Origin of the sequence: Aeromonas sp. S19(2024) (assembly GCF_041402625.1) — a bacterium.
Lineage (GTDB): Bacteria > Pseudomonadota > Gammaproteobacteria > Enterobacterales > Aeromonadaceae > Aeromonas > Aeromonas caviae.
Genome location: NZ_JBGLQU010000002.1, coordinates 43598 through 67203 on the forward strand (window position 1 = coordinate 43598; position 23606 = coordinate 67203).

Sequence of the window (23606 nt, forward strand, 5' to 3'; positions counted from 1 at the left end):
GATGTCGGATCAAGTCCTGTCTGCCCTGGAGCAGTTCTTTTTACGCTGGCAGCGCGATGGCGAAGGAAGGCGGGGGCTGCCCCTGTGCGACTGGGAGGCCGACTGGCGCTCTCCTTGCGAGCTGGATGAACCCAGGGAGGGGCGAGTCGCCTGGCGTCCGTTCCAGCGGGAGCAGGCAGCCGACTTCACGGCCATGGAGAACGCCCTGGAGCTGACGCTGCATCCCAGCGCCATCGCCCTGTTTGGCCACTGGTTCAGCCGCCCTCTGCCCTGCTCTTTCAAGGGGCTGCGCATCGAACTCATCCTGCCGTGGAACGACGCCGATCTGGATCTGCTCAAGGAGAACCTCATCGGCCACCTGCTGATGCTGCGCAAGTTGAAGCGATCCCCTTCACTCTTCATTGCCACGACCCGCAACGAGATGACGCTGGTCTCCCTCGATAACGAGAGCGGCCAGGTGTGGCTGGAGTGGCTGGACTCCGGACGGCGCCTGACGCTGGCTCCCTCGTTGCCGGCCTTTCTGGCGCGACTGGAAACCTTGCCCCAGTGATGCCCCAAAAGAGAGGGCCTTGCCACCTGGCAAGGCCCTCTCTTTTTATTGAACCATTGTGCGCGGTAGGCTCCTACTCCTTGAAGTCCCAGGAGAGGTTGGACACCAGCCTGCAAGGCTCGCACCTGAAGTCGAAGATCTCGTGCAGGGGGGCGTCCAGCGCCCATGGGCCACCACAGCCAGGGCAGGGGCGAGCCCGCTCTTCGGCGGCGCTCAGGCCGCCTACCCGGTAGAGATAGTAATAGGTGGGAATGCTGCTCAGGAGCTCCAGCCGTCTGGCGAGATCACTGCCCCGACGATGAAGGCGGCTGCCCACCTCGCCGATTTCGTGCAGGGCGGCGTGCTCGGCGATGGAGCCGTTCATCTGCAACTGATCGCAGGCTTCCCAATCTTCCTGCCACTTGATGATCTGCTTGTGGTCACCGTTGGCGACGGCGGGCAGCCGATAGAGCGGGATGGGGGCGAAGTGATCGCCACAGCGCAGGGGAGAGCAACTGTGCAGGAAGCTGGTGTAGAGCAGCATCCAGCTGGGACGCTCCCCCTGCTCTGCGCACGGGTCCGTACTGTCCGAGAGCAGATCCGCCCCTTGCAGGTGGAGTTTGGGGGCGAGCAGGCCCGCCTGGTGCAGACCTTGCTCGGCAAGGGCGACCAGCTCGCTCTGGTTGTCAGGGTGCAGGCTGTCCTGCTCCGGGCAGACCACCCGGCTGACGAAATAGCCTTCGTGCATGCTGGTGGGAAACTCCCGCCCCAGGATCTGCCCCTGATAGCGCAGCATGTCGAGGTAGTGGACGATGGCCCGTTCGGCCTCCCCGAGGGACGTATCGCGGTAGCACTCAAAGGTGAGTTCGAGGATATACATGGCGATGGGTCAATCCGGCTTCTGGTTGAGCAGCAGATCGGTGAGGCGATCGACCTTCTGCTCCAGCCGGGCGAGCTGTTCGCTCAGTTGCTGAAGAGTGACGCTTTCCGTGGCCAAGGGGGATGCCTCGGGGGCACTGGCGGGGGCGAGCGCTGTCGACGCGGGCTGGGGTTGTTGCTTCCACTGGCTCAACACCTTGAGCAGCTCGGCCATGGGCACGGGATGGCTGAGGCGGGCCTTGACCATGGCGGTAGAGGGGGTGATCCCCCTGGCACTGAGTTCGTTGGCTATCTGGATGATCTCTTGGGCTGACATCTTGGCTCCTGCACGGCCGTCTTGCTGCGGGTGGATAGTGGCACAGAGCTTAATCAAAGCCTGTCCATCAGGAAAGCGGAGCGAAGGGCGTGGGTGGCGAGAGGGAGGGGCGCCTGGGCGATGGAGGGAGGGGATTGGCGGCTCCGCGTCGACCCAACGCTGGCCGCCGGGAGTGGGGGGATCAGGTCCCCTGGCGCAGCATCACATCCAGCTGGTCGATGGCTTCCGCCCAGTCGGCGTCGTGGCTGAGGGCATCGCGCAGAAAGCCTGCCTGGGAAGGAGTCCAGAACGGCGCGTCGGGCAACTGGGTATGGCGATCGATGGGATGGTCGCGGATAAAACGCTGCTGGCTGATGTCGTCACTGGCCAGCCCCAGCTGGGCAAACAGGGCGGCCATGTCATGGGTGAGCAATTCCATGTCGGTACTCCTTGGAAGGGGGCTGTGGAAGAGTATAGCCAGCCCCCGTGCTCTCAAATCTAGGAGGGGAGACGATGGGGTGGCAGCTCGACACCGGCGACATGCAGCCCCTGCATGCAGAGCTGTCCCTGATAATGGCTCTCTCCGTCGCTGGAGAACTCGAACTGGTAGTAGGTGAGCAGGCGCAGGGGTTTGTGCCCCAGGGCGCGGTGTGTCCGCGCCAGCGACAGCAGTTGCAGGTCGTGGTGCTGGCAGTAGCGGCGCATGTATTGCCAGGCCAGCTCCGCCTGGCGGCGCTGTTGCCAGAAGGCCCAGCCAACGAGGCCGAGCAGCAAGATCCCAAGCATTTCTCCCATCAGCGGGTTCCTTCTGTGATGTGTGGGGGGCCCTGTTCACCTCAGGCAACAGGGCCGTCGTGCCGGGCCTAGGTGGCAGCGAACAGGCGACCGATGGCCAGACCCAGGGCCTCGCTGCGTTCGGGGTCACGCAGTTTTGCCAGCATATCATTGCGCAGGGCCGGTAAAGTGACGAGCTCGGCAAATACCTGGTTGAAGAACTGGGTGGGTTGCAGGGCGAGCTGCTCGAGGAACAGGCCGAGCAGCGCCGGGCTTTTCAGATCGGGCCAGAGGCGGCCCGCGATGGCGAGCAGCAGGGAGGGGCTGGGACGGGTCTGCAGCAGGGTCAGCAGCTTGTTGCTGCGCAGCTCGTTGCCCGGGCAGGAGGCCAGGGCCCGGCACAGATAGGCCAGGGTCTCGGCATCGGGCTCGGCGCACTCCTGCTCCTTGCCGATGCGCTCCAGCAATGCGCCTTGCAGGGCAGGGGGCAGGGGGGCGTTCTCCAGGCTTTGGCACAGGGCGTAAAGGGGGGCCTGCGGCAGTACGGGCAAGGCCTTGCAGACCAGTGCCAGGTTGCGTTCAACCTGCAGCTGCTCCGCGAGATCTGCAAACCCTTGTAGTCCCAGGGCCTGCCACCCCTCTTCCCCCGGCGCCGCCAGATAGTGGCAGAGGGCCTCGTAGTAAGCGGAAGGGGCTTGTTCCAGCTGGCGGGCCAGCTTGGCGTGCACACTGGCCATCTTGGCCTCGGCCGGACGGAAGGTGTAGGGGTTGTCCGCCAGACGCTGGGCCTTCTCTTCGTCCAGTTCACCGGTGAGCTTGTAGCCCAGAGTCTCTACCACCTGATCCATGAAATGCTTGGGGCCGCTGGAGATGAGCAGGCCGCGCTCATCGAGGGCGAACTTGAGGAACCAGAGGTAGTGCCTGGATTCGGTCGGCTGGAAGAAGTGCACGCCGAGCCAGGCGTGCTGCTGCAACGGCCAGGGGTAGGGCTCCTGCTGCTGCTCGATGCGCACGAAGAGGTCGCTGGGGAGCGGGCGCACCTGGCGGCCCAGATCGAACAGCTGGAACTGGGTATCGGCCTGGGTCAGAAACTCGGTCAGGGTGTTGATGGAAGACATGAAGAGATCCCGCTTGAAGATAATGCGGGCGATTATAAGGGGGCTGCACCAGATAGCCAGAGGCGGTGATGCAGGGTATGAAGGTGACGGCAACATGGCAGCCATTGCGGGGTCGGTGTATAGTAGCGCCCCTTTTTGATGGCCGTATTGAGTGGGGCCCCGTCGCAGACCGGGCCCGCGATGAGGAAGTGAGCGAGATGAATCAATATCTGCTGGTTGCCGGTCTGCTGGGAGAGCTGACTGCCGAGTTGCAACGTCTGGAACGCTGGCAAGCCGACCATCCGGGGAGCGAGGCGCTGGCAAGCGAGCTGCCGTTCTGTGTCGATACCCTGAGTTTCGATCAATGGCTGCAGTTCGTGCTGATCCCGCGCATGGAGCAACTGGTGGTGCAGCAGGCTCCGCTGCCGACCAGCGTCTCCCTCTATCCCATGGCGAGTGAGGTCTATAAAGAGGAGCTGGCGGAGGTCGAGGCCCTGCTTCGTCTGATCGCCCGTTTCGATCTGCTGCTCTCCGGCAAAGTGGTCGAACAATGATGGACGAGCAGACCCGGACAGCGGATGCCTTGCAGCCGACTCTGCTCTATCAGGATGACTGGCTGGTGGCGGTGAACAAACCGTCCGGTCTCCTGGTGCACCGCAGTTGGCTCGACAAGGCCGAGACCCGTTTCGCCATGCAGATGACCCGGGATCTGATCGGGGGTCGTCATGTCTACCCCGTGCACCGACTGGACAGGCCCACTTCGGGTGTGCTGCTGTTTGCTCTCGATCCTGCCGTGGCCCGTACCCTGACCGAGGCCTTTGCTGCCCGTCAGGTCCACAAGGAGTACCTGGCACTGGTGCGGGGATGGGCCCCCGAAGAGGGGCTCATCGACTATCCGCTCAAGGAGCAGCTGGACAAGATTGCCGATGCCTTCAGCGACCCGGATCGCCCCGCCCAGGAGGCGGTGACCGCGTTTCGTCGTCTGCATCAGGTCGAGCTGCCCTTCGCCGTCTCCAAGAAGCATCCCACCAGTCGCTACAGCCTGGTCCGCCTCTTTCCCAAGACGGGGCGCAAGCACCAGCTGCGCCGCCATCTGGATCACCTGTTCCACCCCATCGTTGGTGATACCACCCACGGGGATGGCCGGCACAACCGGTTCTTTCGCGAGCACTATGGGTGCGACCGCCTGCTGTTGATCGCGCACCGTCTGAGCTTCGAGCATCCGGTGCTCAAGGTGCCGATGCGGATCCAGGCGCCCCTGGGCCCCGAGGTGCTGGGTCTGTTCGCCCGTCTGGGCTGGCCTGCCAGCGAGCAAGACTACGGCGCCTGAGCCTCTTTCCATCTGTTGCCTCTGACCGGGCTGTGGCATGCTGTAACCCAGGTACGTCAGAGGAATGACTTATGGCTCAACGAGATATCGCCTGCGCAATCGCGTACCCCCCGCCTGTTCAAGGGGGCTCTTCCTACCCATCCCGGTCTTGCCGGGCCCAATGTCTGTCCCTGAGGAGTCGCTGATGGCCGAGATCGACATCCTGGTCGGCACCGTCTACGGCTCTGCCATGTTGGTGGCCGAGACCCTCTGTGACCACCTGCAAGCCAATGGCCATGTCTGCCAGATCTTCGATGACGCGGCGCTGACCGACATCGATGCTTCCCGCTTTCTGCTCATCGTGACCGCCACCACGGGGCAGGGGGATATACCGCCCAATTTGCAGCCCTTTGCCAGTGCCCTGGCCGATCGTGCTCCTTATATGAAGGGATGGCGCTATGCCCTCATCGCCATGGGAGACAGCAGCTATGAACACTTCTGCGGAGCGGGGCGAACGCTGGATGCCCTGTTGCAGGAGCTGGCTGCCGAGCCACTGGTTGTGCGCCTGGAAATCGATGCGACGGTAGAAGATGAGCCTGAAGTGGCGGCGCTGGCCTGGTTGAAAACCTGGGAAAATAGACTGTAGCCAGACCCTTCTCCCCGAGAATAAATTCACCTCCGTGAGTGTGCTGACGGGGGTGTTTTATTTTTGGGGCGTCACGCCTCAGCCCCCAAATATATCCTCTCTTTCGTCCGGTTATTTTTCTCGCAAATTATGATAACCGGTTGGCCATATTCATCATCACCCACGACAAATTGAAAAATTAAAAGTTCCGCATTGAAAGCGATTTCAGTCATGTTTTTGCTACTGCGACACGGATTTATCACTTAACTCTCGTCGCAAATTAATATTTGAAAGCGCTTTCTTTGGTTGTTGTTTTTCTTTTTTGTGCTTGTTTTGGGTGGTTGGTGCCAAAAAATGAAAGTTTATTGAACTTTTGTTGCTGTGGCTGTCGGTGGCGTGCGATTTGTCATCGTTTTGTGAATCAGCTCATGTTTGCAGGGAATTTGGGTACCTATAATCGACCCCGGTTATCACCAAAACGTTTTTCCGGTGATAAGAACTTGAATATCAGGATCACACTCCTCTCAGCGGGAATAAGGAAAATGAAAATGAAAGCAAAGTGGCTCCCGATCGCTGCAGCAGTAACCGCAGCCCTGGCTTCTCAAGCCGCCTTCGCCGTTGATTTCCACGGCTACTTCCGTTCCGGTGTCGGTGTTTCCGGTGACGGGGACATGGTCAAATACAACGTCAACAAGGTTGGTCGTCTGGGTAACGAAAATGATACCTACGGCGAAGTCCAGCTGGGTCAGGAAGTCTTCAACAAAGATGGCAAGACTTTCTACGTAGACTCCATGTTTGCCATGACCTCCAACGGCTCCAACGACTGGGAAGGTACTGGTACCGTCTGTAACTTCGACGCCAAGCAGTGCAATGGCGATTCCGAATTCGCACTGCGTCAGTTCAACGTGCAAGCCAAGGGTCTGCTGGGCTTCGCGCCGGAAGCCACCCTGTGGGCCGGTAAGCGTTTCTACCAACGTCACGACATCCACATCTCTGACTTCTACTACTGGAACATCTCTGGTCCGGGTGCTGGTATCGAAGGCATCCAGGCTGGTCCTGGCAAGCTCTCTCTGGCCTGGGTACGCAACGACCGCAGCGCGGCTGATGTGTTCGGTCAGTACAACCAGATTGGTACCGATCCGAATACTGGCGACCCCATCTATCGTAAAAACGAAGATCTGAACGTCAACACCCTGGATGTACGTTATGCCGGCATCCCGCTGTGGCAGGACGGCTCTCTGGAAGTGGGCGCCATGTATGCCCTGGTCAATGAGACCGATGCCCAGAAAGATCTGAAGAACGACAACATGAAGAACGGCGTCATGCTGACTGCCGAACTGACTCAAGGCATCTTCGGTGGCTTCAACAAGACCGTGCTGCAGTACGGTACCGAAGGCTACTCCAAGACCATGGCCTACTACGGTGACGGTTCCTGGTACGGTGCCGAAGCCAAAGCCGGTGCCGACGGCTACCGCTTCATCAACTGGGGCGTCATCCCGATGGGCAACTCCTGGGAGATGGGCCACCAGCTGGTCTACGGTGTAGGCAACGAGATGTGGAATGGCCACGACAAGACCGAAACCATGTCTGCCGTAGTCCGCCCGATGTACAAGTGGGATGACTTCAACAAGACCATCTTCGAAGGTGGTGTGTTCAAGGACAAGACCAGTTATAACAACGGCGGAAGCGACAAGGATGGCGGTTACAAGCTGACCCTGGCTCAGGCCTGGTCCGCTGGCTCCAGCTTCTGGGCCCGTCCGGAAATCCGGGTGTTCGCCTCTTACTTGGCCAACACAGAAGATCAAGAAGTCTTCGAAGGCAACACCTCCAAAGACACCTATCAGGTTGGCGTACAAGCAGAAGCCTGGTGGTAAGCAATATCTTCAGTTAAGTTAGTCACTGCCCCCTTATGGGGGCAGTTTTGTTTCGCATGATGTGGCAACCGGGTTATGGAGATAAGAAGAATGAAACTGGTAAAGATGTCTATCGCGGCCATGGTTACCGCGCTGCTGGCCGGTTGTTCCGGTAGCATGGTGGTGCCCGTGCAGGAGCACGCCTCCATTCTGAGTAATGCCGATCAGGCCAAGCAGGCGCTCTCCCAGGCAACCAGTTGTTGCACAGGGTTCAACGAATTCAATTATGTCTCCCTGCCGGAAGGCGAGACGCTGCTGGCCATCGACGGCAAGCAGCCCAGTTATCAGTTTGACGAGGGCATGAGCTATTTTGCCGCTTATCGTCTGCCGGCCAATACCGGCAATCTGGCCATCACCCTGGCCTCCCAGGTCAGCAAGACGGTCCTGGTTCCCAAGGTGATCATGCTGGATGCCCAGTTCAAGGTGACTCGCGTGCTGGGTGAGTCGGTCTTTGCCTATCAACCAGCCCACCTGCTCGACAACGACAGGATTGAGGGGCGCGTGTTTGTGGACCGCAGCATGCCGGGCAATCCCGCCACTGAAACCTATATGGTGGTCTATGCGCCGGCCAACGAGACGGCGGGCAGCACCACCATCTTGCACCCCGCGAAGGCCTTTGCCCGTGCCAACGGCACGGTCGAGCCGGATATCAAGGACCCCGTGATCCCGCATTCGCCCTGGGGTCTGGTACAGATCAAGGTCACGGACATGGCCAAGGGACAAGGCCTGGAAGCCGTGTTCAAGCCTGAATACGCCGACAAGGTGGCGATGAGCCAGGCCAAGCCTGCAACCACTGCCGTGGCTGCGACGGCGGCCACCACGGCAGCCGTTGCCGCAGCGCCGAGCAAGCCGGCTCCCGCCATGCTGAGCGAGACCGAGAGCTTCTACAACGCCCAGATCGAGAAAGCGGTGAAGGCCGGTGACATCGACAAGGCGATGCAACTCGTGAATGAAGCCGAGCGCGCCGGTTCAACCAAGGCGAAATCGGTCTTTATTGATGCAGTGAAACGTTCACAGAAGAACTAAATATCTCGGTTTATTAAAATCGATATTTATTGGAGGCCTCCCTTGTTGGAGGCCTTTTTAATAGGTAGACTGGATAATATAAATCCGCAATAGGTTACATTTGGTTACAGTAAGTATCGCTGAGTATTATTTGGTTTCTTTGTGATTTATTTTGAAGTGGTTTATTTCTTTTTGCGGCAAAGCTATAACAATACGAAATAATATTCAAGACAGTCCCCTCTCTGCTTATTTATTATCTTGTGATCTCTCCTCCAAATTTATTATTCCCTTGTTTCCGACAGAGGCATTTCCACCCCCGCTGGGTTATATTCTGCTGGTCAAAATAAGCAACCCGGAAAACGCACTTGGCGCAGTGACGGATGAAGCATATCGTCATCAATAAACTGCCCTGAGTCGTTGTCGGAAAAAAATCCATTCAGGAGCGCACACATGTTAAAAAATGCTTTCTCTAATCTGCAAAAGGTCGGTAAGGCGCTGATGCTGCCCGTATCGGTCTTGCCCGTTGCAGGTATTCTGCTGGGGGTGGGGGCTGCCCACTTCAGCTGGTTGCCGGAAATCGTCTCCCAACTGATGGAGCAGGCCGGTGGTTCCGTATTCGGCCAGATGGCTCTGCTGTTCGCCGTGGGCGTTGCCCTTGGCTTCACCAATAACGACGGTGTTTCCGGCCTGTCCGCCATCGTCGGCTACGGCATCATGACCGCCACCCTGACTGTGATGGCGCCTGTGATGGGTGTCGAGAAGATCGATACCGGTGTGCTGGGTGGTATCCTCGCCGGTGGCGTGGCTGCCTGGGCGTTCAACCGCTTCTACAAGATCCAGCTGCCAGAGTACCTCGGCTTCTTCGCTGGCAAGCGCGCCGTGCCCATCATCACCGGTTTTGTTTCCATCGGTCTGGGTGTCGTGCTCTCCTTCATCTGGCCGCCGATTGGTGGTGCCATCGGTGCCTTCTCCGACTGGGCTGCCAACCAGAACCCGGTCCTGGCCTTCGGCATCTACGGCGTGGTTGAGCGCTCCCTGATCCCGTTCGGTCTGCACCACATCTGGAACGTGCCGTTCTTCTATCAGGCTGGTACCTGCGTCAACGCCGCCGGTGAAACCGTACACGGCATCATGACCTGCTTCCTGACTGCTGATGACGCTTCCCGTGCTGCCGGTAACGGCTTCGGTCAACTGGCGGGTGGCTACCTGTTCAAGATGTTCGGTCTGCCTGCTGCCGCGTTTGCCATTGCGCACTCCGCCAAGCCGGAAAACCGCGCCAAGATCGTAGGTATCATGGCTTCTGCTGCCCTGACCTCCTTCCTGACCGGTATCACCGAGCCTATCGAATTCTCCTTCCTGTTCGTGGCCCCGGTACTGTACGCCATCCACGCCCTGCTTGCCGGTCTGGCCTATGTCCTGACCAACATGCTGGGTGTCGTTCACGGTCACACCTTCTCCAACGGCTTCATCGACTTCGTGGTGCAATCCCCGCGTGCCGACAACATGCTGCTGCTGGTGGGTCTGGGTCTGGTCTACGCGGTCATCTACTACGTGGTCTTCACCGTGGTCATCCGTGCCATGAACCTGAAAACTCCGGGTCGTGAAGACGAAGCCGCTCAAGAGTCCTCTGCCAGTCAAAGCAAGGACGAGATGTCTGCTGCACTGGTCTCCGCCTTCGGTGGCAAAGAGAACATCGCCTCTCTGGACGCCTGCATTACCCGTCTGCGTGTCGGTGTGAAGGATGTGGCCAAGGTTGACCAGGCTGGTCTGAAGAAGCTGGGTGCCGCCGGTGTGGTGGTGGCTGGTTCCGGTGTACAAGCCATCTTCGGCACCAAGTCCGACAACCTGAAAACTGAAATGGACATCTGGATGAAGAGCAACTGATTGCGCTCCGATATCCGAGTTCCGAAAAGGGAGGCGCAAGCCTCCCTTTTTGCTGGGTTGCGTTTGGTGGCGGGACATGTGCGGGGACTTTCCTGACGGCGCCAGCATGGTGTTACCCAATGAAAAAGGCGCCCCTGGGCGCCTTTGCTGCATCAGCCCGGCTAAAGCTTTTCGAGATCCCGTTCTATCTCGCTGATCTTGTTCTGCACCACCTTTTCCAGATGACGCAGGTCGCGCAGTATCTTCTGCTTGATGTCCGGATCGGCGGAAGGCTGGCCGCCCTGGGTCAGATTGTCCAGCTCATCCACCACGTATTTGAGGTTGGCGTTGATCTCGGTGACATCCTTGTACTCATGGGTCCCCGAGTCGACCAGCATGGTCTTGCGCTGGCGAGGGTATTTGAATTTGACGCTCTTGGCGAAGAATTCACCCTTCTGCTTCTTGAAATAGATCTTGAGGATGTCGTGGTTGGCTTCCTGGCGCAGGGTGTAGCTGTCCACCGAGGTGGGTTCCTGGATCCCCAGGCTCTTGAGATTCTCGTACATCGGGCTTCCTTGGTTTGAAACGATCCTGACCCCTCTATCTTACCCGAGTCCGGGCGCCTTGCCTGTGACAGGCGCGCCAAATTCAAATTGGTGTCAAAAAGGTCTTTTTTAATCAACGAGCCAAGGGGGAGAGGTGAACGCCTTGTCAGCCCTGCCATAAGCGGTATCGTCTCATGGGGGTGTGCAGTGCTGGTGGGGCAGGGGAGTTGGCGCCCACCCATGAGAGCTGGCATGAAAAAGGGCACCAGAGGTGCCCTTGATGACATCGGCGTGGATTACTCGTCGATGGAGCGCAGCAGGGCGTTGATGCCGACCTTGGCGCGGGTCTTGGCATCCACCTTCTTGACGATGACGGCGGCGTAGAGGCTGTACTTGCCGCACTTGGAGGGCAGGGAGCCGGAAACGACCACGGAGCCGGCCGGGACGCGGCCGTAGTGGATTTCACCGGTTTCGCGGTCATAGATGCGGGTGGACTGGCCGATGAAGACCCCCATGGAGATGACGGAGCCTTCCTCGACGATCACCCCTTCCACCACTTCGGAACGGGCACCGATGAAGCAGTTGTCTTCGATGATGGTCGGGTTGGCCTGCAGTGGCTCCAGTACGCCGCCGATGCCGACGCCGCCGGAGAGGTGCACATTCTTGCCGATCTGGGCGCAGGAGCCCACGGTGGCCCAGGTGTCGACCATGGTGCCTTCATCGACGAAGGCGCCGATGTTGACGTAGGAGGGCATCAGCACGGTGTTCGGGGCGATGAAGGAGCCTTTGCGCGCGGTCGCGGGCGGCACGACGCGAACACCGGCAGCCTTGAACTGCTCTTCGGTGTAGTTGGAGAACTTCAGGGGAACCTTGTCGTAGTACTGGGCATCGTCGCCCTTGATGATGCCGTTGTCGTTGATGCGGAAGGAGAGCAGCACGGCCTTCTTCAGCCACTGGTGGACGACCCACTCGCCGGCAATCTTCTCGGCAACCCGGGCTTTGCCGGAGTCCAGCAGGTCGATGGCTTCCAGAATGGCGGCCTTGGTGGCGGCATCGACGGAGCCGGGGGTGATGGAGTCACGGCGCTCGAAGGCCGCTTCGATGGTCTGTTGCAACTGGGTCATGACAGGTTTCCTTTATAAAATTCTGTTTGTTGTATCACACTTTTCCAATCGTTTTTAAGGGCTCTCGCCGATTTCTTCAGAATCAGGGCGATTTATTGTACTTGAGTGGTCCAACCATTTGTTCTGATTGAGGAATCAATACGTCAAAAAGCCTCTTTCGAGGCTTCATCCGAGCGTGTCAGGCACTCTCGCCAACCGGTTCCTGGGGGTTGAGCTGATTGACCAGCCTCTCCTCGAGGGCCTGTTGCTCCTCCGGGTTCAGCGGCTCTCCGGCCAGGGTGGTGAGGCTGAAGAAGTCCTCCACCCGCTCACCGATGGTGGTGATCTTGGCGGCATGGAGGGAGAGGCCGCACTGCTGGAACACGGCACCGATACGGGCCAATAGGCCCGGAGTGTCCAGGGCCGTCAGCTCCAGCAGGGTGTGGCGGTTTTCCCCCTTGTGGGGCAGGAAGACCACCCTGGTCGGCACGCTGAACTGGCGGTGGCGTCTGGACAGGGGCTTGCTGCGCAGCACCAGCTTGCCCGGCTCCTGAAGGGCTTTCTCCAGCGCCTTCTTGATGGTGGCGGTACGGTTGGGGCTGATGGGCTCGCCGTTCGGTTCCAGCACGATGAAGGTATCGAGCACGTAGTCGTTGCGCGAATTCATGATCTGGGCGTCGTGGATGCTGAGGTTCTTCTGATCCAGCGCCGAGGCCACGGTGGCAAAGAGGTTGGGGGTATCGCGACAATAGATGAACACCTCGCTACCGCCCCGTATGGGATGCTTGCCGATGAGCACCAGGGGGGCCGGGTTGTCACCGTGGGCGATGATCTTGCGGCAGTGCCAGGCGATCTGCTCCGGGCTGTGGCGCAGGAAGTAATCGGCCTTGAAGTCGTTCCAGAGGGCGGTGACCGCCTCCTGTGGCACCTCGCGCTGGGTCAGGATCTGCCTGGCCTGACGCTGGTTTTCACGGATCTTGAGGCGCATGTCCGGCGGGTTTTCCAACCCCTGGCGCAGGGCCTTCTGGGTGGCGAAGTAGAGTTCGCGCAGCAGGGTGCCCTTCCAGTCGTTCCACAGACTGTCGTTCGTGGCACAGATGTCGGCCACGGTCAGGCAATAGAGCAGGTCGAGGTGCAATTCATCCCGCACCTTCTGGGCGAAGTCGGTGACCACATCCGGGTCGTAGATGTCGCGGCGCTGGGCGGTGACCGACATCAGCAGATGGTGGCGCACCAGCCAGGCGACCAGTCGGCTCTCGTAGCGATCCAGCCCGTGCAACTGGCAGAACTCCAGCGCATCCACGGCCCCGAGTTCGGAATGATCGCCACGCCTGCCCTTGGCGATGTCGTGGAAGAGGGCGGCGATGCTGAGCAGCTCGGGCTTGCGCAACTGGGTGAACACCTCGTGGCAGAGCGGGTGAGTCTGGCGGCTGGCCGGATTCGGGAAGCGATGGATGTTCTGCAGCAGCCGATGGGTGTGCTCGTCCACCGTGTAGGCGTGGAACATGTCGAACTGCATCTGGCCGACGATGAGGTTCCACTGGGGCAGGTAGGCCGCGAGGATCCCGTACTTGTGCATCAGGGTGAGCGGCTGGCCGATGCCGTTGGGGTGGCGCAGGAGCGCCATGAAGAGACGGCGGCACTCGGGTAGATCTTGCAGCCAGCAGTTGAGGGTGCGTCTGGCCTCGCGCAACTGGCGCAAGGTGGCGGAGTGGATGCCGGCAATCTCCGGGTGCTGGGCTATCTGGTAGAAGAGTCGCAGGATGGCGGCAGGATCCCGGCCGAACAGCTCGGAGTCCACCGCATCGATGAGGCGGCCGCGTAGCTGGAATTCGTCGCTGATGCGGCGCACGTCCATGGCGGTGTTGCCGAGAATGGCCTCGTCAAAGAGTTGCAGCAGCATCTCGTTGAGCTCGGCCACCCGCCGAACCGTCTGGTAGAAGCGCTTCATCATCTGCTCGACCGGGCCGTTGCCTTCCCCCTCGAACCCCAGCATCTGGGCCACGGTGCGCTGGCGGTCGAACAAGAGACGGTTATCCCCCTTGTTGATGGCCATGTGCAGGGCGAAGCGCACCTTCCACAGGAAGTTCTGACAGTCGAGCAGCTCCCGGTACTCGGCCCGGTTGAGAAAACCGTGGCTGGTCATCTCGAACAGGGTGGTGGCGCCGAAGTGGCGGCGGGCGACCCAGGCCAGGGTCTGGATGTCGCGAAGGCCCCCGGGATTGTTCTTGAGATCCGGCTCCAGCTTGTAGGCGGTGCCGAGAAACTGCTGGTGGCGCAGGGCCTGCTCTTCGCGTTTGGCACGAAAGAAGGCTTCGCTCGGCCAGAAGTGCTGGGGCTGGGTGGCCGCCTGCAACTGTTCGAATCCCGCCAGGCGACCCGTGATGTAACGGGCCTCGATGAGGTTGGTGGCAACCGTGATGTCGTTGCGGCCCTGCTCGATGCACTCGGCCACGTTGCGCACCGACTGCCCTACTTCCAGCTTGAGATCCCACAAGAGGGTGATGAACTCGCCGATGCGAAGCCCCAGCACCTCGTCCAGTTCATCTCCTTCGTAGAGGATCAGCAGGTCGATGTCGGAGTGGGGGTGCAGCTCGCCGCGGCCATAGCCGCCTACCGCGATCAGGGTGAGCTCGGTCCTGTCGAAGCCGAACTTGTGCCAGAGCCTGGTCAGCAGCGCGTCCATGTATTCGGAGCGGGTGGCCACCAGTTCGATGATGTTGTCACCGGCGTCGAAGCGCTCGTGCAGCCAGGCGAGAAAGCGGCTCAGGTACTCCTTGCAGTTGTCACGGGTGAGCTGATCGTCTGGGAGCAGATGGGGAGAAAGCAGGCTGGCATCCATGGCATGTCACACTCTCGGTCGGGCCGGGTAAAGAGCAACCCCGGCGCGCGGCCGGGGTTGAATGTCAAACGTGGCGGATAAAACGCTCGATAGTGTCGTCGGGGCGCAGGGTCAGGACCTCGCAGCCATCCACGGTCACCAGCAGGGTGTGCTCCCACTGGGCGGAGTCGCCGCCGTCCTTGGTGGTCACGGTCCAGCCATCCTTCGGATTGACCTTGCAGTGGTACTTCTTGCTGTTGACCATGGGCTCGATGGTGAAGCACATGCCTGCTTTCAGCTCCAGCTTGCCGCCGTTGCGGTAGTGGAGGATCTGCGGCTCTTCGTGGAACTCGGCACCGATGCCATGGCCGCAGTAGTCGCGTACCACGGAGAAACCTGCCTGCTCGACGATGGGCTGGATGACGGCGCCGATCTCGGTGATGCACATGCCCGGGCGCACCCGCTTGATGGCGGCATAGAGGCTATCCTGGGCCACCTTGCAGAGCTGGCGACGCAGGGGGGTGGTCTGGCCCACGATGAACATGGCGGAGGTATCGCCGTGATAGCCATCCTTGATGACGGTGATGTCCAGATTGATGATGTCCCCTTCCCGCAGCTTCTTGTGGTTCGGGATGCCATGGCAGATGACATCGTTCACCGAAGTACAGATGGACTTGGGGAAACCGTGGTAATTGAGCGGCGCGGGGATGGCCTGCTGCACGTCGACGATGTAGTCGTGGCAGAGGGTATTCAGTTCGTCTGTGGTGACGCCCGCCTTGACGTGGGGGGCGATCATGACCAGCACGTCGGCGGCCAGCTGGCCGGCGACACGCATTTTTTCAATCTCTTCCGGTGTCTTGATTTTAATGGACATGGGATCTCTCTTGGGGCCTGATTGCGCATCCTGCCGATGCCCAACAACCAGGTAATGAAAAATAGATGCGTTTGCAATCAGGGCGAAATTTTATCCCCAACCCCCGTTTACTTCCAGTGTGATCGTCATCGCAACGTCATCAGGCGGTCGCACCATGGTCCGGGATCCATTTTTAGCACCCGGGCTGGTGGTGTCATGACCAAAGTTATGGTATAAAGCGCGCCGGAATGGGGAACTCGTGTCCTCATGCCATCACCCTTACTCAACAACACACACACATCGACACATATGCCGGGGTGCCTTAACGGGTCGGTTATATGGGATGTGTGGAGGCCTAACCCCAATACAGAGGTATAAAATGGCTAAAGTTTCTATGCGCGACATGCTGCAAGCCGGCGTTCACTTCGGTCACCAGACTCGTTACTGGAACCCGAAAATGAAGTCCTACATCTTCGGCGCCCGCAGCAAAGTTCACATCATCAACCTGGAAAAAACCGTTCCGATGTTTGACGATGCCATGAACTTCATCAGCTCCGTAGCTGCCAAGAAAGGCAAGGTACTGTTCGTAGGTACCAAGCGTGCCGCGTCTGAAGCCGTCAAAGAAGCCGCTGAGCGTTGCGACCAGTTCTATGTTAACCACCGCTGGCTGGGCGGCATGCTGACCAACTGGAAAACCGTTCGTCAGTCCATCAAGCGCCTGAAAGATCTGGAAACCCAGAGCGAAGACGGTACCTTCGACAAGCTGACCAAAAAAGAGGCGCTGATGCGTACTCGCGAAATGGAAAAGCTGGAGAAGAGCCTGGGTGGTATCAAGAACATGGGCGGCCTGCCTGACGTTCTGTTCGTTGTCGATGCCGACCACGAGCACATCGCTATCAAAGAAGCCAACAACCTGGGTATCCCGGTAGTTTCCATCGTTGATACCAACTCCAACCCGGACGGCGTTGACTATGTCATCCCGGGTAACGACGACGCTATCCGTGCCGTACAGCTGTACCTGAACGCTGCTGCTGACACCGTTCTGGAAGCCCGCGAGCAGGACATCGTTGTTCAAGCCGAACAAGATGGCTTCGTTGAAGCTGAGTAATTGATAAGGACTGAAAAGCCCTTATTAACCAAGCTGATGTAATTGGTTAGCAGGGGCCCTTGTGGCCCCTGTTTCTTGTCAATTCAAGACCGAGGATACTGGACATGGCAAACATTTCTGCCGCCCTGGTAAAAGAACTGCGCGAGCGCACCGCCGCTGGCATGATGGATTGCAAAAAAGCGCTGGAAGAAGCCAACGGTGATATCGAGCTGGCTATCGAGAACATGCGTAAATCCGGTCAGGCCAAGGCCGCCAAGAAAGCTGGCCGTATCGCCGCTGAAGGTGTGATCTTCGCCCGTACCGAAGGCAACGTTGCCGTCATGATCGAGCTGAACTGCGAGACTGACTTCGTTTCCAAGGATGCCGGTTTCCTGGCCATGGGTCAGAAGATCGTCGAGATCGCTGCTACCCAGAAAATCGCTGACGTTGACGCGCTGAAAGCCGCCGACTTCGGCAACGGCGAGTCCGTCGAGCTGACCATCACCAACCTGATCGCCAAGATCGGTGAGAACATGAACCTGCGTCGCGTGATGCTGGTTGAAGGTGACAACCTGGGCACCTACGTTCACGGCTCCCGCATCGGTGTTATCACCAAGCTGGTTGGCGGTACCGACGAGCTGGCCAAAGATCTGGCCATGCACGTTGCTGCCAACAGCCCGCAATTCGTCAAACCGGAAGACGTGTCTGCCGAAGTCGTTGCCAAAGAGCGCGAAATCCAGATCGACATCGCCATCAACTCCGGCAAGCCGAAAGAGATCGCCGAGAAGATGGTTGAAGGCCGCATGAAGAAGTTCACCGGTGAGGTTTCCCTGACTGGTCAACCGTTCGTGAAAGATCCTTCCATGACCGTTGCCGAGCTGCTGAAGAAAGAAGGCGCTGACGTTGTTTCCTTCACCCGTTTCGAAGTGGGCGAAGGCATCGAGAAGCAAGAGACTGACTTCGCTGCTGAAGTAGCAGCCCAGATCGCGGCCGCTCAGAAGGCCTAATCGAACCGGTTTTTCCGTTTCCCCAGACCGCGACTTATGTCGCGGTCTTTATATGACCAGGAATCAGTGACATGAGTACCAATCCCAAGCCTGCATACAGACGTGTTCTTCTGAAGTTGAGTGGTGAAGCCCTGCAAGGATCCGAGGGTTTCGGCATTGATCCGGCGGTGCTGGAACGGATGGCCCAAGAGATCAAAGAGCTGGTTGAGCTGGGTGTTCAGGTCGGTCTGGTCATCGGTGGCGGCAACCTGTTCCGTGGTGCCGGCCTTGCCAAGGCAGGCATGAATCGCGTGGTGGGTGACCACATGGGCATGCTGGCGACCGTCATGAACGGCCTGGCCATGCGTGATGCCCTGCATCGTGCTTATGTGAATGCCCGCCTGATGTCGGCCATCTCCCTGCAAGGGGTCTGCGACTCCTACAGCTGGGCCGAAGCCATCAGCCAGCTGCGTGCCGGCAAGGTGGTGATCTTCTCTGCCGGTACCGGCAACCCCTTCTTTACCACCGACTCGGCAGCCTGCCTGCGCGGTATCGAGATCGAAGCCGACGTCGTGCTGAAAGCCACCAAGGTCGATGGCGTGTTCACCGATGACCCGGTCAAGAACCCGGATGCCGTGCTCTATCAGGAACTGAGTTATGATGAAGTTCTTGAAAAAGAACTCAAAGTGATGGATCTTGCTGCTTTTACCCTGGCCCGCGACCACGATCTGCCGATCCGGGTGTTCAACATGAACAAACCGGGCGCGCTGCGCCGCGTGATCATGGGTGAGCCGGAAGGTACCCTGATCCACCAGGCCAGCAAGTAAGGCAAGTGTGAGCCCCAGGCTCGCTTGTCCATTACGCCAGTCAACAAGATAGATACGAGCCGCCTGTCGGCTCGTTCGCCAAAAGGAAAACCACTGTGATCAACGAGATTAAAAACGACGCCAAGGACCGCATGGGCAAAAGCGTAGAGTCGCTGAAGACCCAGATGTCCAAGATCCGTACCGGCCGTGCTCACCCGAGCCTGCTCGACGGCATCCAGGTGGAGTATTACGGTGCTGCCACTCCTCTGAAGCAGTTGGCCAACGTGGTGGCAGAAGATGCCCGTACTCTCTCCATCTCCATCTTCGATCGCTCCATGATCCAGGCGGTGGAAAAAGCCATCCTGACCTCCGATCTGGGCCTGAACCCGTCCAGCAACGGCCAGACTCTGCGCGTGCCGCTGCCGCCGCTGACCGAAGAGCGTCGCCGTGATCTGACCAAGATCGTCCGTGCCGAAGCCGAAGGTGCCCGGGTTGCCATTCGCAACATCCGTCGCGATGCCAACGCCGACCTGAAAGCCCTGCTGAAAGAGAAAGAGATCTCCGAAGACGACGACCGTCGCGCCCAGGAAGAGATCCAGAAGCTGACCGATACCTTCATCAAGCTGGTGGATGACGCCCTGGTTGTGAAGGAAAAGGAGCTAATGGAAATCTAAGCCTCCGACAGGTATATTACGAGCGCCGTGTAGTGCCCCTGCACGGCGCTTTTGTCTTTGTGGGAGAAATGAATGTCGCTTTTGGCAGCGCTAGGCGATAGCGCCAGCTCGTCCTTGCCCCGTCACGTCGCCATCATCATGGATGGCAATGGTCGCTGGGCCCAGAACCGCGGCAAGATGCGGGTTTCCGGGCACAAGGCGGGCGTGAAATCCGTGCGTGAGGCCGTGGCCTTTGCCGCCCGTGCCAAGATGGAGGCGCTGACCCTGTTTGCGTTTTCCAGCGAGAACTGGCGCCGTCCGGAAGGGGAAGTAAACGCCCTGATGGAGTTGTTCATGACGGTGCTGGGTCGCGAGGTGAGCAAGTTGCACAGCAACGGCATTCGCCTTCGGGTGATTGGCGACACTGCCCGTTTCAGCGAGCGGCTGCAGGCCAAGATCGCCAAGGCCGAGGCCCTGACCGCCAACAATCAGGGATTGACCCTCAATATCGCCGCCAACTATGGCGGTCAGTGGGACATCGCCCAGGCGGCCCGGACCCTGGCACGGGCCGTGGCGGCGGGTGAACTGGATGCCGAGGCGGTCGATGAGGCGGCATTGGGTCGTCATGTCTGCATGGCTGATCTGCCCCCCGTGGATCTGTTGATCCGCACCGGCGGGGATCATCGCATCAGCAACTTTGTCCTTTGGCAGCTCGCCTATGCCGAACTCTATTTTACCCCGGTCCTGTGGCCCGATTTTGACGAGGCCGAGTTCAGTGGGGCAGTTGCCTCCTTCGTTGCTCGCGAGCGTCGCTTCGGGTGTACGGGTGAACAGATCCGGGAATTGATCGCCGCGCAACAGACCGGCTAAACCCCGCTCCCAAGAGAGAGGTTTCTTTTGCTAAAACAACGAATTATTACCGCATTACTGTTAGTTCCCCTGGTGTTGGGGGCGCTGTTTTTTCTGCCGTTGAAATTCTTTGCCCTGCTCGCCGCCCTGGTCTTTCTGCTGGCCAGCCGTGAGTGGAGTGCCTTCGTCACAGCCCAGCCGCAACAGTGGTTGCCGCTGGTGTTCTGTCTGCTGCTGGGGGCCAGCCTGTTCTGGGTGCCCGTGGAGCAACTCTGGATCCCCCAACTGCATCCGCTGGTGATGGGCGTGCTCTGGACCGCCGTCAGCTGGTGGCTGCTGGGGCTGCTGCTGGTGCTGCGCTACCCGCAAAGCGCCAGGCTGTGGCGTGAATCCATCTGGCTCAAATCCCTGTTCGGTCTGGTGACCCTGGTTCCCTTCTTCTGGTCCCTGGTGGCCATTCGCGGCTACAACTTCTACCACGACCCCATGATGGGGGCCTGGATCCTGCTGTTCGTGATGGGACTGGTCTGGGCGGCAGATTCTGGCGCGTATTTTTTCGGCAAGGCGTTCGGCAAACACAAGCTGGCGCCGGCCGTGAGCCCGGGGAAAACCATTGAAGGCATGCTGGGCGGGCTGTTTACCGCCAGCCTGCTGGCCATCGGCGTGACCTGGTTCATGGGCTTCGTGCCTGCCAAGATGGGCACCGTGCTGCTCTGTTCTCTGCTGGCGGTGCTGGCCTCCGTGCTCGGCGATCTGGCCGAGAGCATGTTCAAGCGGGAAGCCGGCATCAAGGATTCCGGCACCCTGTTGCCGGGCCATGGGGGCATTCTCGATCGCATCGACAGCCTGACGGCGGCGCTGCCCGTCTTCCTGCTCAGCTACCTGTTGCTCGGTCCGGAGTTTTGATGTTTCGCGCACTGATGATCCCGGGAGCGTCCCGCTCCATCAGTCTGTTACCCAATCAGGAGTCTTGATGCAAAACCTGGTGATCCTGGGAGCGTCAGGCTCCATCGGTCAGAGCACCCTCAAGGTACTGCGCCACAACCCCGGGCGCTGGCAGGTGCTGGCGCTGACCGCTGCACGCAGCGTGGACGCCATGCTGCGCGACTGTCTCGAATTCTCCCCCCGGTTCGCCGTCATGGTGGACGAAGGCGCCGCCAGCGAGCTGGCGGGTCGGCTCAAGGCTCACGGCAGCACCACCCGGGTGTTGTCCGGTCAGGCAGCCCTGTGCGACGTGGCTGCTCACCCCGATGCCCACAGCGTGATGGCGGCCATTGTCGGTGCGGCGGGTCTGGCACCCACCATGGCTGCCGTGCGCGCCGGCAAGCGCATTCTGCTGGCCAACAAGGAGGCGTTGGTGATGTCAGGAGCCTTCTTCATGGAGGCGGTGCGCGAGCATGGCGCCGAGCTGCTGCCCATCGACAGCGAACACAACGCCATCTTCCAGTGCCTGCCGGTCGACGTGCAGCGCCAGCCCGGTTTCTGCGATCTGGCCGGGGCGGGGATCAGCAAGATCCTGCTGACCGGCTCCGGCGGACCTTTCCGCTATGCCGATGTGGGTGAACTGCACCATGTCACCCCGGCGCAAGCCATTGCCCATCCCAACTGGTCCATGGGGGCCAAGATCTCGGTGGACTCCGCCACCATGATGAACAAGGGGCTGGAGTACATCGAGGCGCGCTGGCTGTTCAATGCGGCCCCCGAGCAGATCCAGGTGGTGATTCACCCCCAGTCCGTCATTCACTCCATGGTGCAGTACAAGGATGGCTCCGTGCTGGCCCAGCTCGGCAACCCGGACATGTGCACCCCCATTGCCCACGCTCTGGCCTATCCGGAACGGATCGAGTCCGGTGTGGAACCTTTGGATTTCTTCAGTGTCGGAGAGTTCAGCTTTATCCGGCCCGACTATGAGCGCTATCCCTGCCTGGCGCTGGCCATGAGCGCGTGCCAGCAGGGGCAGGGGGCGACCACCTCCCTCAATGCCGCCAACGAGGAGGCCGTCGCGGCTTTTCTTGCAGAGCGGATCGGATTTATGGATATTGCCAGAGTCAACGAATCCGTCATGGCCGAGCTGGGCAGCAGTGCTGCCGGCTCTCTGGCGGATCTCATCGCCCTGGACGGTACGGCCCGAGCCCGTGCCCAGCAACTGATAAAGGAGCTTGCCGTATGAACGGACTGTGGTGGCAGCCAGCCCCTCTCCATGCTCTCGAGCGCAGGACTGGACATGACCGCGAGGTACGCGGCTGATGGGCGGGGTTCTGTGGAATATCGGCGCCTTCATCGTGGCCCTCGGACTGCTGGTGGCGGTGCATGAATTTGGCCACTTCTGGGTGGCTCGTCGTTGCGGCGTCAAGGTGGAGCGCTTCTCCATCGGCTTTGGCAAGGCCATCTGGCGTCGCCTTGGCAAGGATGGCACCGAATACGTGCTGGCCCTGATCCCCCTTGGCGGTTACGTCAAGATGCTGGATGGCCGGGTCGACGAACTCAAGCCGGGGGAGGAGGCGCAGGCCTTCAACCACAAGAGCGTCTGGGCCCGGATGGCCATCGTCGCGGCCGGCCCCATGGCGAACTTCGTGTTCGCCCTGTTCGCCTTCTGGCTGATGTTCATGATAGGGGTGCCGAGCGTCAAACCCGTGGTGGGCGAGGTGCGTCCCGCCTCCATCGTGGCAGAGGCCGGCATCCTGCCAGGCATGGAGATCGTCGGCGTCGGCGGCGAGGAGACCGGTGACTGGGAGAGCGTCACCTACGCCCTCATCAGCCACCTTGGCGATGACTCGGTCCAGCTCAAGCTCAAGGCGGCCAACACCAGCTATGCAGTGGACAAGACCCTGCAGCTGGCCGGCTGGAAATTCGATCCGGACAAAGAGTCACCCATCGGCAGCCTCGGGATAGTGCCCCTCGGTGGCAAGGTGCTGCCCGTGGTGGAGGCCGTGGTGCCATCGAGCGCCAGCGAGAAGGCCGGCCTTCAGATAGGGGATCGCATCAAGGGGGTCGATGGAGAGGCCATCACCGAATGGACCCAGTTTGTCGAGCGTGTCCAGCAGTCACCGGCGCAGCCGCTGCAGGTGACGGTGGAGCGCGGGGGCAGCGAGATGACCCTGACCCTGACCCCGGACGGGAAGAAAGTGAAGGGCCAGCTGGTCGGTTTTGTGGGCTTGTCGCCGCAACTGGTTCCATTACCGGATGAGTATCGAACTCTGTTACAGTATGGGCCTTTGCAAGCCCTGTGGCATGGGGTCCAGAAGACCTGGAGCCTGATCACCCTGACCTTCGACATGATAGGCAAGCTGATCGGTGGCATCGTCTCTTTGGACAACCTGAGCGGCCCCATCTCCATCGCCAAGGGGGCCGGCAGCAGCGCCGATTACGGGTTGGTCTATTTCCTCGGATTCCTGGCGCTCATCAGCGTCAACCTGGGGATCATCAACCTGTTCCCCCTGCCGGTGCTCGATGGTGGCCATCTGGTCTATTTCCTCATCGAGGCGATCACCGGCAAGCCGGTATCGGAAAAAATTCAGGAAGTTGGGTTCAGGATCGGCGCCGCCATTCTGATGTTACTGATGGGCATTGCGCTGTTTAATGATTTCGCTCGCCTCTGAGGCCAGAGCATCAAC

General features: G+C 59.9%; 24 protein-coding genes. 15 read left to right on the plus strand and 9 right to left on the minus strand.

Annotated features, from left to right (window positions below; translation table 11 throughout):
• Window position 1 precedes the first annotated feature (1 nt).
• Window positions 2-550 carry a SecY-interacting protein gene (gene syd / locus ACB037_RS04580; RefSeq protein WP_049636267.1) on the plus strand — a complete coding sequence of 183 codons (549 nt, stop codon included), beginning with the start codon at window positions 2-4 and terminating at the stop codon, window positions 548-550.
• Between the two features lie 73 nt (window positions 551-623).
• Here syd and ACB037_RS04585 read toward each other — a convergent pair whose 3' ends face one another.
• The 5 genes from ACB037_RS04585 to ACB037_RS04605 all read right to left on the minus strand — a co-directional run bounded on the left by ACB037_RS04585 (window position 624) and on the right by ACB037_RS04605 (window position 3595).
• On the minus strand, window positions 624-1409 hold the full coding sequence (locus tag ACB037_RS04585) for a Zn-ribbon-containing protein (protein WP_257709635.1): 786 nt from the start codon (window positions 1407-1409) through the stop codon (window positions 624-626).
• Window positions 1410-1418: 9 nt separating this feature from the next.
• Window positions 1419-1724, minus strand: a complete 306-nt coding sequence (locus ACB037_RS04590) for a hypothetical protein (RefSeq protein WP_371174954.1) — start codon at window positions 1722-1724, stop codon at window positions 1419-1421.
• A gap of 181 nt (window positions 1725-1905) precedes the next feature.
• Window positions 1906-2142, minus strand: a complete 237-nt coding sequence (locus ACB037_RS04595) for a DUF2789 domain-containing protein (RefSeq protein ID WP_039039420.1) — start codon at window positions 2140-2142, stop codon at window positions 1906-1908.
• A 59-nt stretch (window positions 2143-2201) separates the two neighbouring features.
• On the minus strand, window positions 2202-2498 hold the full coding sequence (locus ACB037_RS04600) for a DUF3301 domain-containing protein (protein WP_039039421.1): 297 nt from the start codon (window positions 2496-2498) through the stop codon (window positions 2202-2204).
• Window positions 2499-2566: 68 nt separating this feature from the next.
• The gene (locus tag ACB037_RS04605) at window positions 2567-3595 is read right to left on the minus strand and encodes a DUF3549 family protein (RefSeq protein ID WP_371174955.1); all 1029 of its coding nucleotides are present in this window, start codon (window positions 3593-3595) and stop codon (window positions 2567-2569) included.
• Window positions 3596-3792: 197 nt separating this feature from the next.
• On the opposite strand from ACB037_RS04605, the gene ACB037_RS04610 reads away from it, so the two are divergent.
• From ACB037_RS04610 to ptsG, 6 genes are all read left to right on the plus strand, one after another.
• The gene (locus ACB037_RS04610; protein ID WP_041211288.1) at window positions 3793-4128 is read left to right on the plus strand and encodes a YqcC family protein; all 336 of its coding nucleotides are present in this window, start codon (window positions 3793-3795) and stop codon (window positions 4126-4128) included.
• Window positions 4128-4904 carry a tRNA pseudouridine(65) synthase TruC gene (truC, locus tag ACB037_RS04615; protein WP_324046314.1) on the plus strand — a complete coding sequence of 259 codons (777 nt, stop codon included), beginning with the start codon at window positions 4128-4130 and terminating at the stop codon, window positions 4902-4904. The genes ACB037_RS04610 and truC overlap by 1 nt, the downstream gene beginning before the upstream one ends.
• A 184-nt stretch (window positions 4905-5088) precedes the next feature.
• Window positions 5089-5529 (plus strand): flavodoxin, encoded by a 441-nt coding sequence (locus ACB037_RS04620; protein ID WP_039039423.1) that lies wholly within the window; start codon window positions 5089-5091, stop codon window positions 5527-5529.
• Window positions 5530-6056: 527 nt separating this feature from the next.
• Window positions 6057-7382 (plus strand): maltoporin, encoded by a 1326-nt coding sequence (locus ACB037_RS04625; protein WP_069651741.1) that lies wholly within the window; start codon window positions 6057-6059, stop codon window positions 7380-7382.
• Between the two features lie 90 nt (window positions 7383-7472).
• A complete protein-coding gene (locus tag ACB037_RS04630; protein ID WP_042015533.1) occupies window positions 7473-8447 on the plus strand; it encodes a MalM family protein in 975 nt (324 codons plus the stop codon).
• Window positions 8448-8876: 429 nt separating this feature from the next.
• A complete protein-coding gene (ptsG, locus tag ACB037_RS04635) occupies window positions 8877-10310 on the plus strand; it encodes a PTS glucose transporter subunit IIBC (protein ID WP_045523587.1) in 1434 nt (477 codons plus the stop codon).
• A 161-nt stretch (window positions 10311-10471) separates the two neighbouring features.
• Here the strand turns inward: ptsG and ACB037_RS04640 are convergent, their stop codons facing one another.
• The 4 genes from ACB037_RS04640 to map all read right to left on the minus strand — a co-directional run bounded on the left by ACB037_RS04640 (window position 10472) and on the right by map (window position 15632).
• The gene (locus ACB037_RS04640) at window positions 10472-10855 is read right to left on the minus strand and encodes a DUF3461 family protein (RefSeq protein ID WP_039039426.1); all 384 of its coding nucleotides are present in this window, start codon (window positions 10853-10855) and stop codon (window positions 10472-10474) included.
• 275 nt (window positions 10856-11130) lie between these two features.
• Window positions 11131-11958 carry a 2,3,4,5-tetrahydropyridine-2,6-dicarboxylate N-succinyltransferase gene (gene dapD, locus ACB037_RS04645; protein ID WP_010673400.1) on the minus strand — a complete coding sequence of 276 codons (828 nt, stop codon included), beginning with the start codon at window positions 11956-11958 and terminating at the stop codon, window positions 11131-11133.
• A 178-nt stretch (window positions 11959-12136) separates the two neighbouring features.
• Window positions 12137-14779, minus strand: a complete 2643-nt coding sequence (gene glnD, locus ACB037_RS04650; protein ID WP_042015535.1) for a bifunctional uridylyltransferase/uridylyl-removing protein GlnD — start codon at window positions 14777-14779, stop codon at window positions 12137-12139.
• A gap of 64 nt (window positions 14780-14843) precedes the next feature.
• Window positions 14844-15632, minus strand: coding sequence for a type I methionyl aminopeptidase (gene map / locus ACB037_RS04655; protein WP_371174956.1), 789 nt, complete (start codon window positions 15630-15632; stop codon window positions 14844-14846).
• Between the two features lie 358 nt (window positions 15633-15990).
• On the opposite strand from map, the gene rpsB reads away from it, so the two are divergent.
• The 8 genes from rpsB to rseP all read left to right on the plus strand — a co-directional run bounded on the left by rpsB (window position 15991) and on the right by rseP (window position 23591).
• Window positions 15991-16719, plus strand: a complete 729-nt coding sequence (rpsB, locus tag ACB037_RS04660; RefSeq protein WP_010673403.1) for a 30S ribosomal protein S2 — start codon at window positions 15991-15993, stop codon at window positions 16717-16719.
• Between the two features lie 104 nt (window positions 16720-16823).
• The gene (gene tsf, locus ACB037_RS04665) at window positions 16824-17705 is read left to right on the plus strand and encodes a translation elongation factor Ts (RefSeq protein ID WP_010673404.1); all 882 of its coding nucleotides are present in this window, start codon (window positions 16824-16826) and stop codon (window positions 17703-17705) included.
• Window positions 17706-17776: 71 nt separating this feature from the next.
• The gene (gene pyrH / locus ACB037_RS04670; RefSeq protein WP_010673405.1) at window positions 17777-18511 is read left to right on the plus strand and encodes a UMP kinase; all 735 of its coding nucleotides are present in this window, start codon (window positions 17777-17779) and stop codon (window positions 18509-18511) included.
• 95 nt (window positions 18512-18606) lie between these two features.
• On the plus strand, window positions 18607-19164 hold the full coding sequence (gene frr, locus ACB037_RS04675; RefSeq protein ID WP_010673406.1) for a ribosome recycling factor: 558 nt from the start codon (window positions 18607-18609) through the stop codon (window positions 19162-19164).
• A gap of 72 nt (window positions 19165-19236) precedes the next feature.
• A complete protein-coding gene (uppS, locus tag ACB037_RS04680; RefSeq protein ID WP_039039427.1) occupies window positions 19237-20013 on the plus strand; it encodes a polyprenyl diphosphate synthase in 777 nt (258 codons plus the stop codon).
• A gap of 27 nt (window positions 20014-20040) precedes the next feature.
• On the plus strand, window positions 20041-20898 hold the full coding sequence (locus ACB037_RS04685; protein WP_039039428.1) for a phosphatidate cytidylyltransferase: 858 nt from the start codon (window positions 20041-20043) through the stop codon (window positions 20896-20898).
• A 67-nt stretch (window positions 20899-20965) separates the two neighbouring features.
• Entirely contained in the window at window positions 20966-22162 is a 1197-nt protein-coding gene (gene ispC, locus ACB037_RS04690; RefSeq protein WP_010673409.1) for a 1-deoxy-D-xylulose-5-phosphate reductoisomerase, read from the plus strand.
• A gap of 76 nt (window positions 22163-22238) precedes the next feature.
• Entirely contained in the window at window positions 22239-23591 is a 1353-nt protein-coding gene (gene rseP, locus ACB037_RS04695) for a sigma E protease regulator RseP (RefSeq protein WP_043152308.1), read from the plus strand.
• Window positions 23592-23606: the final 15 nt, after the last annotated feature.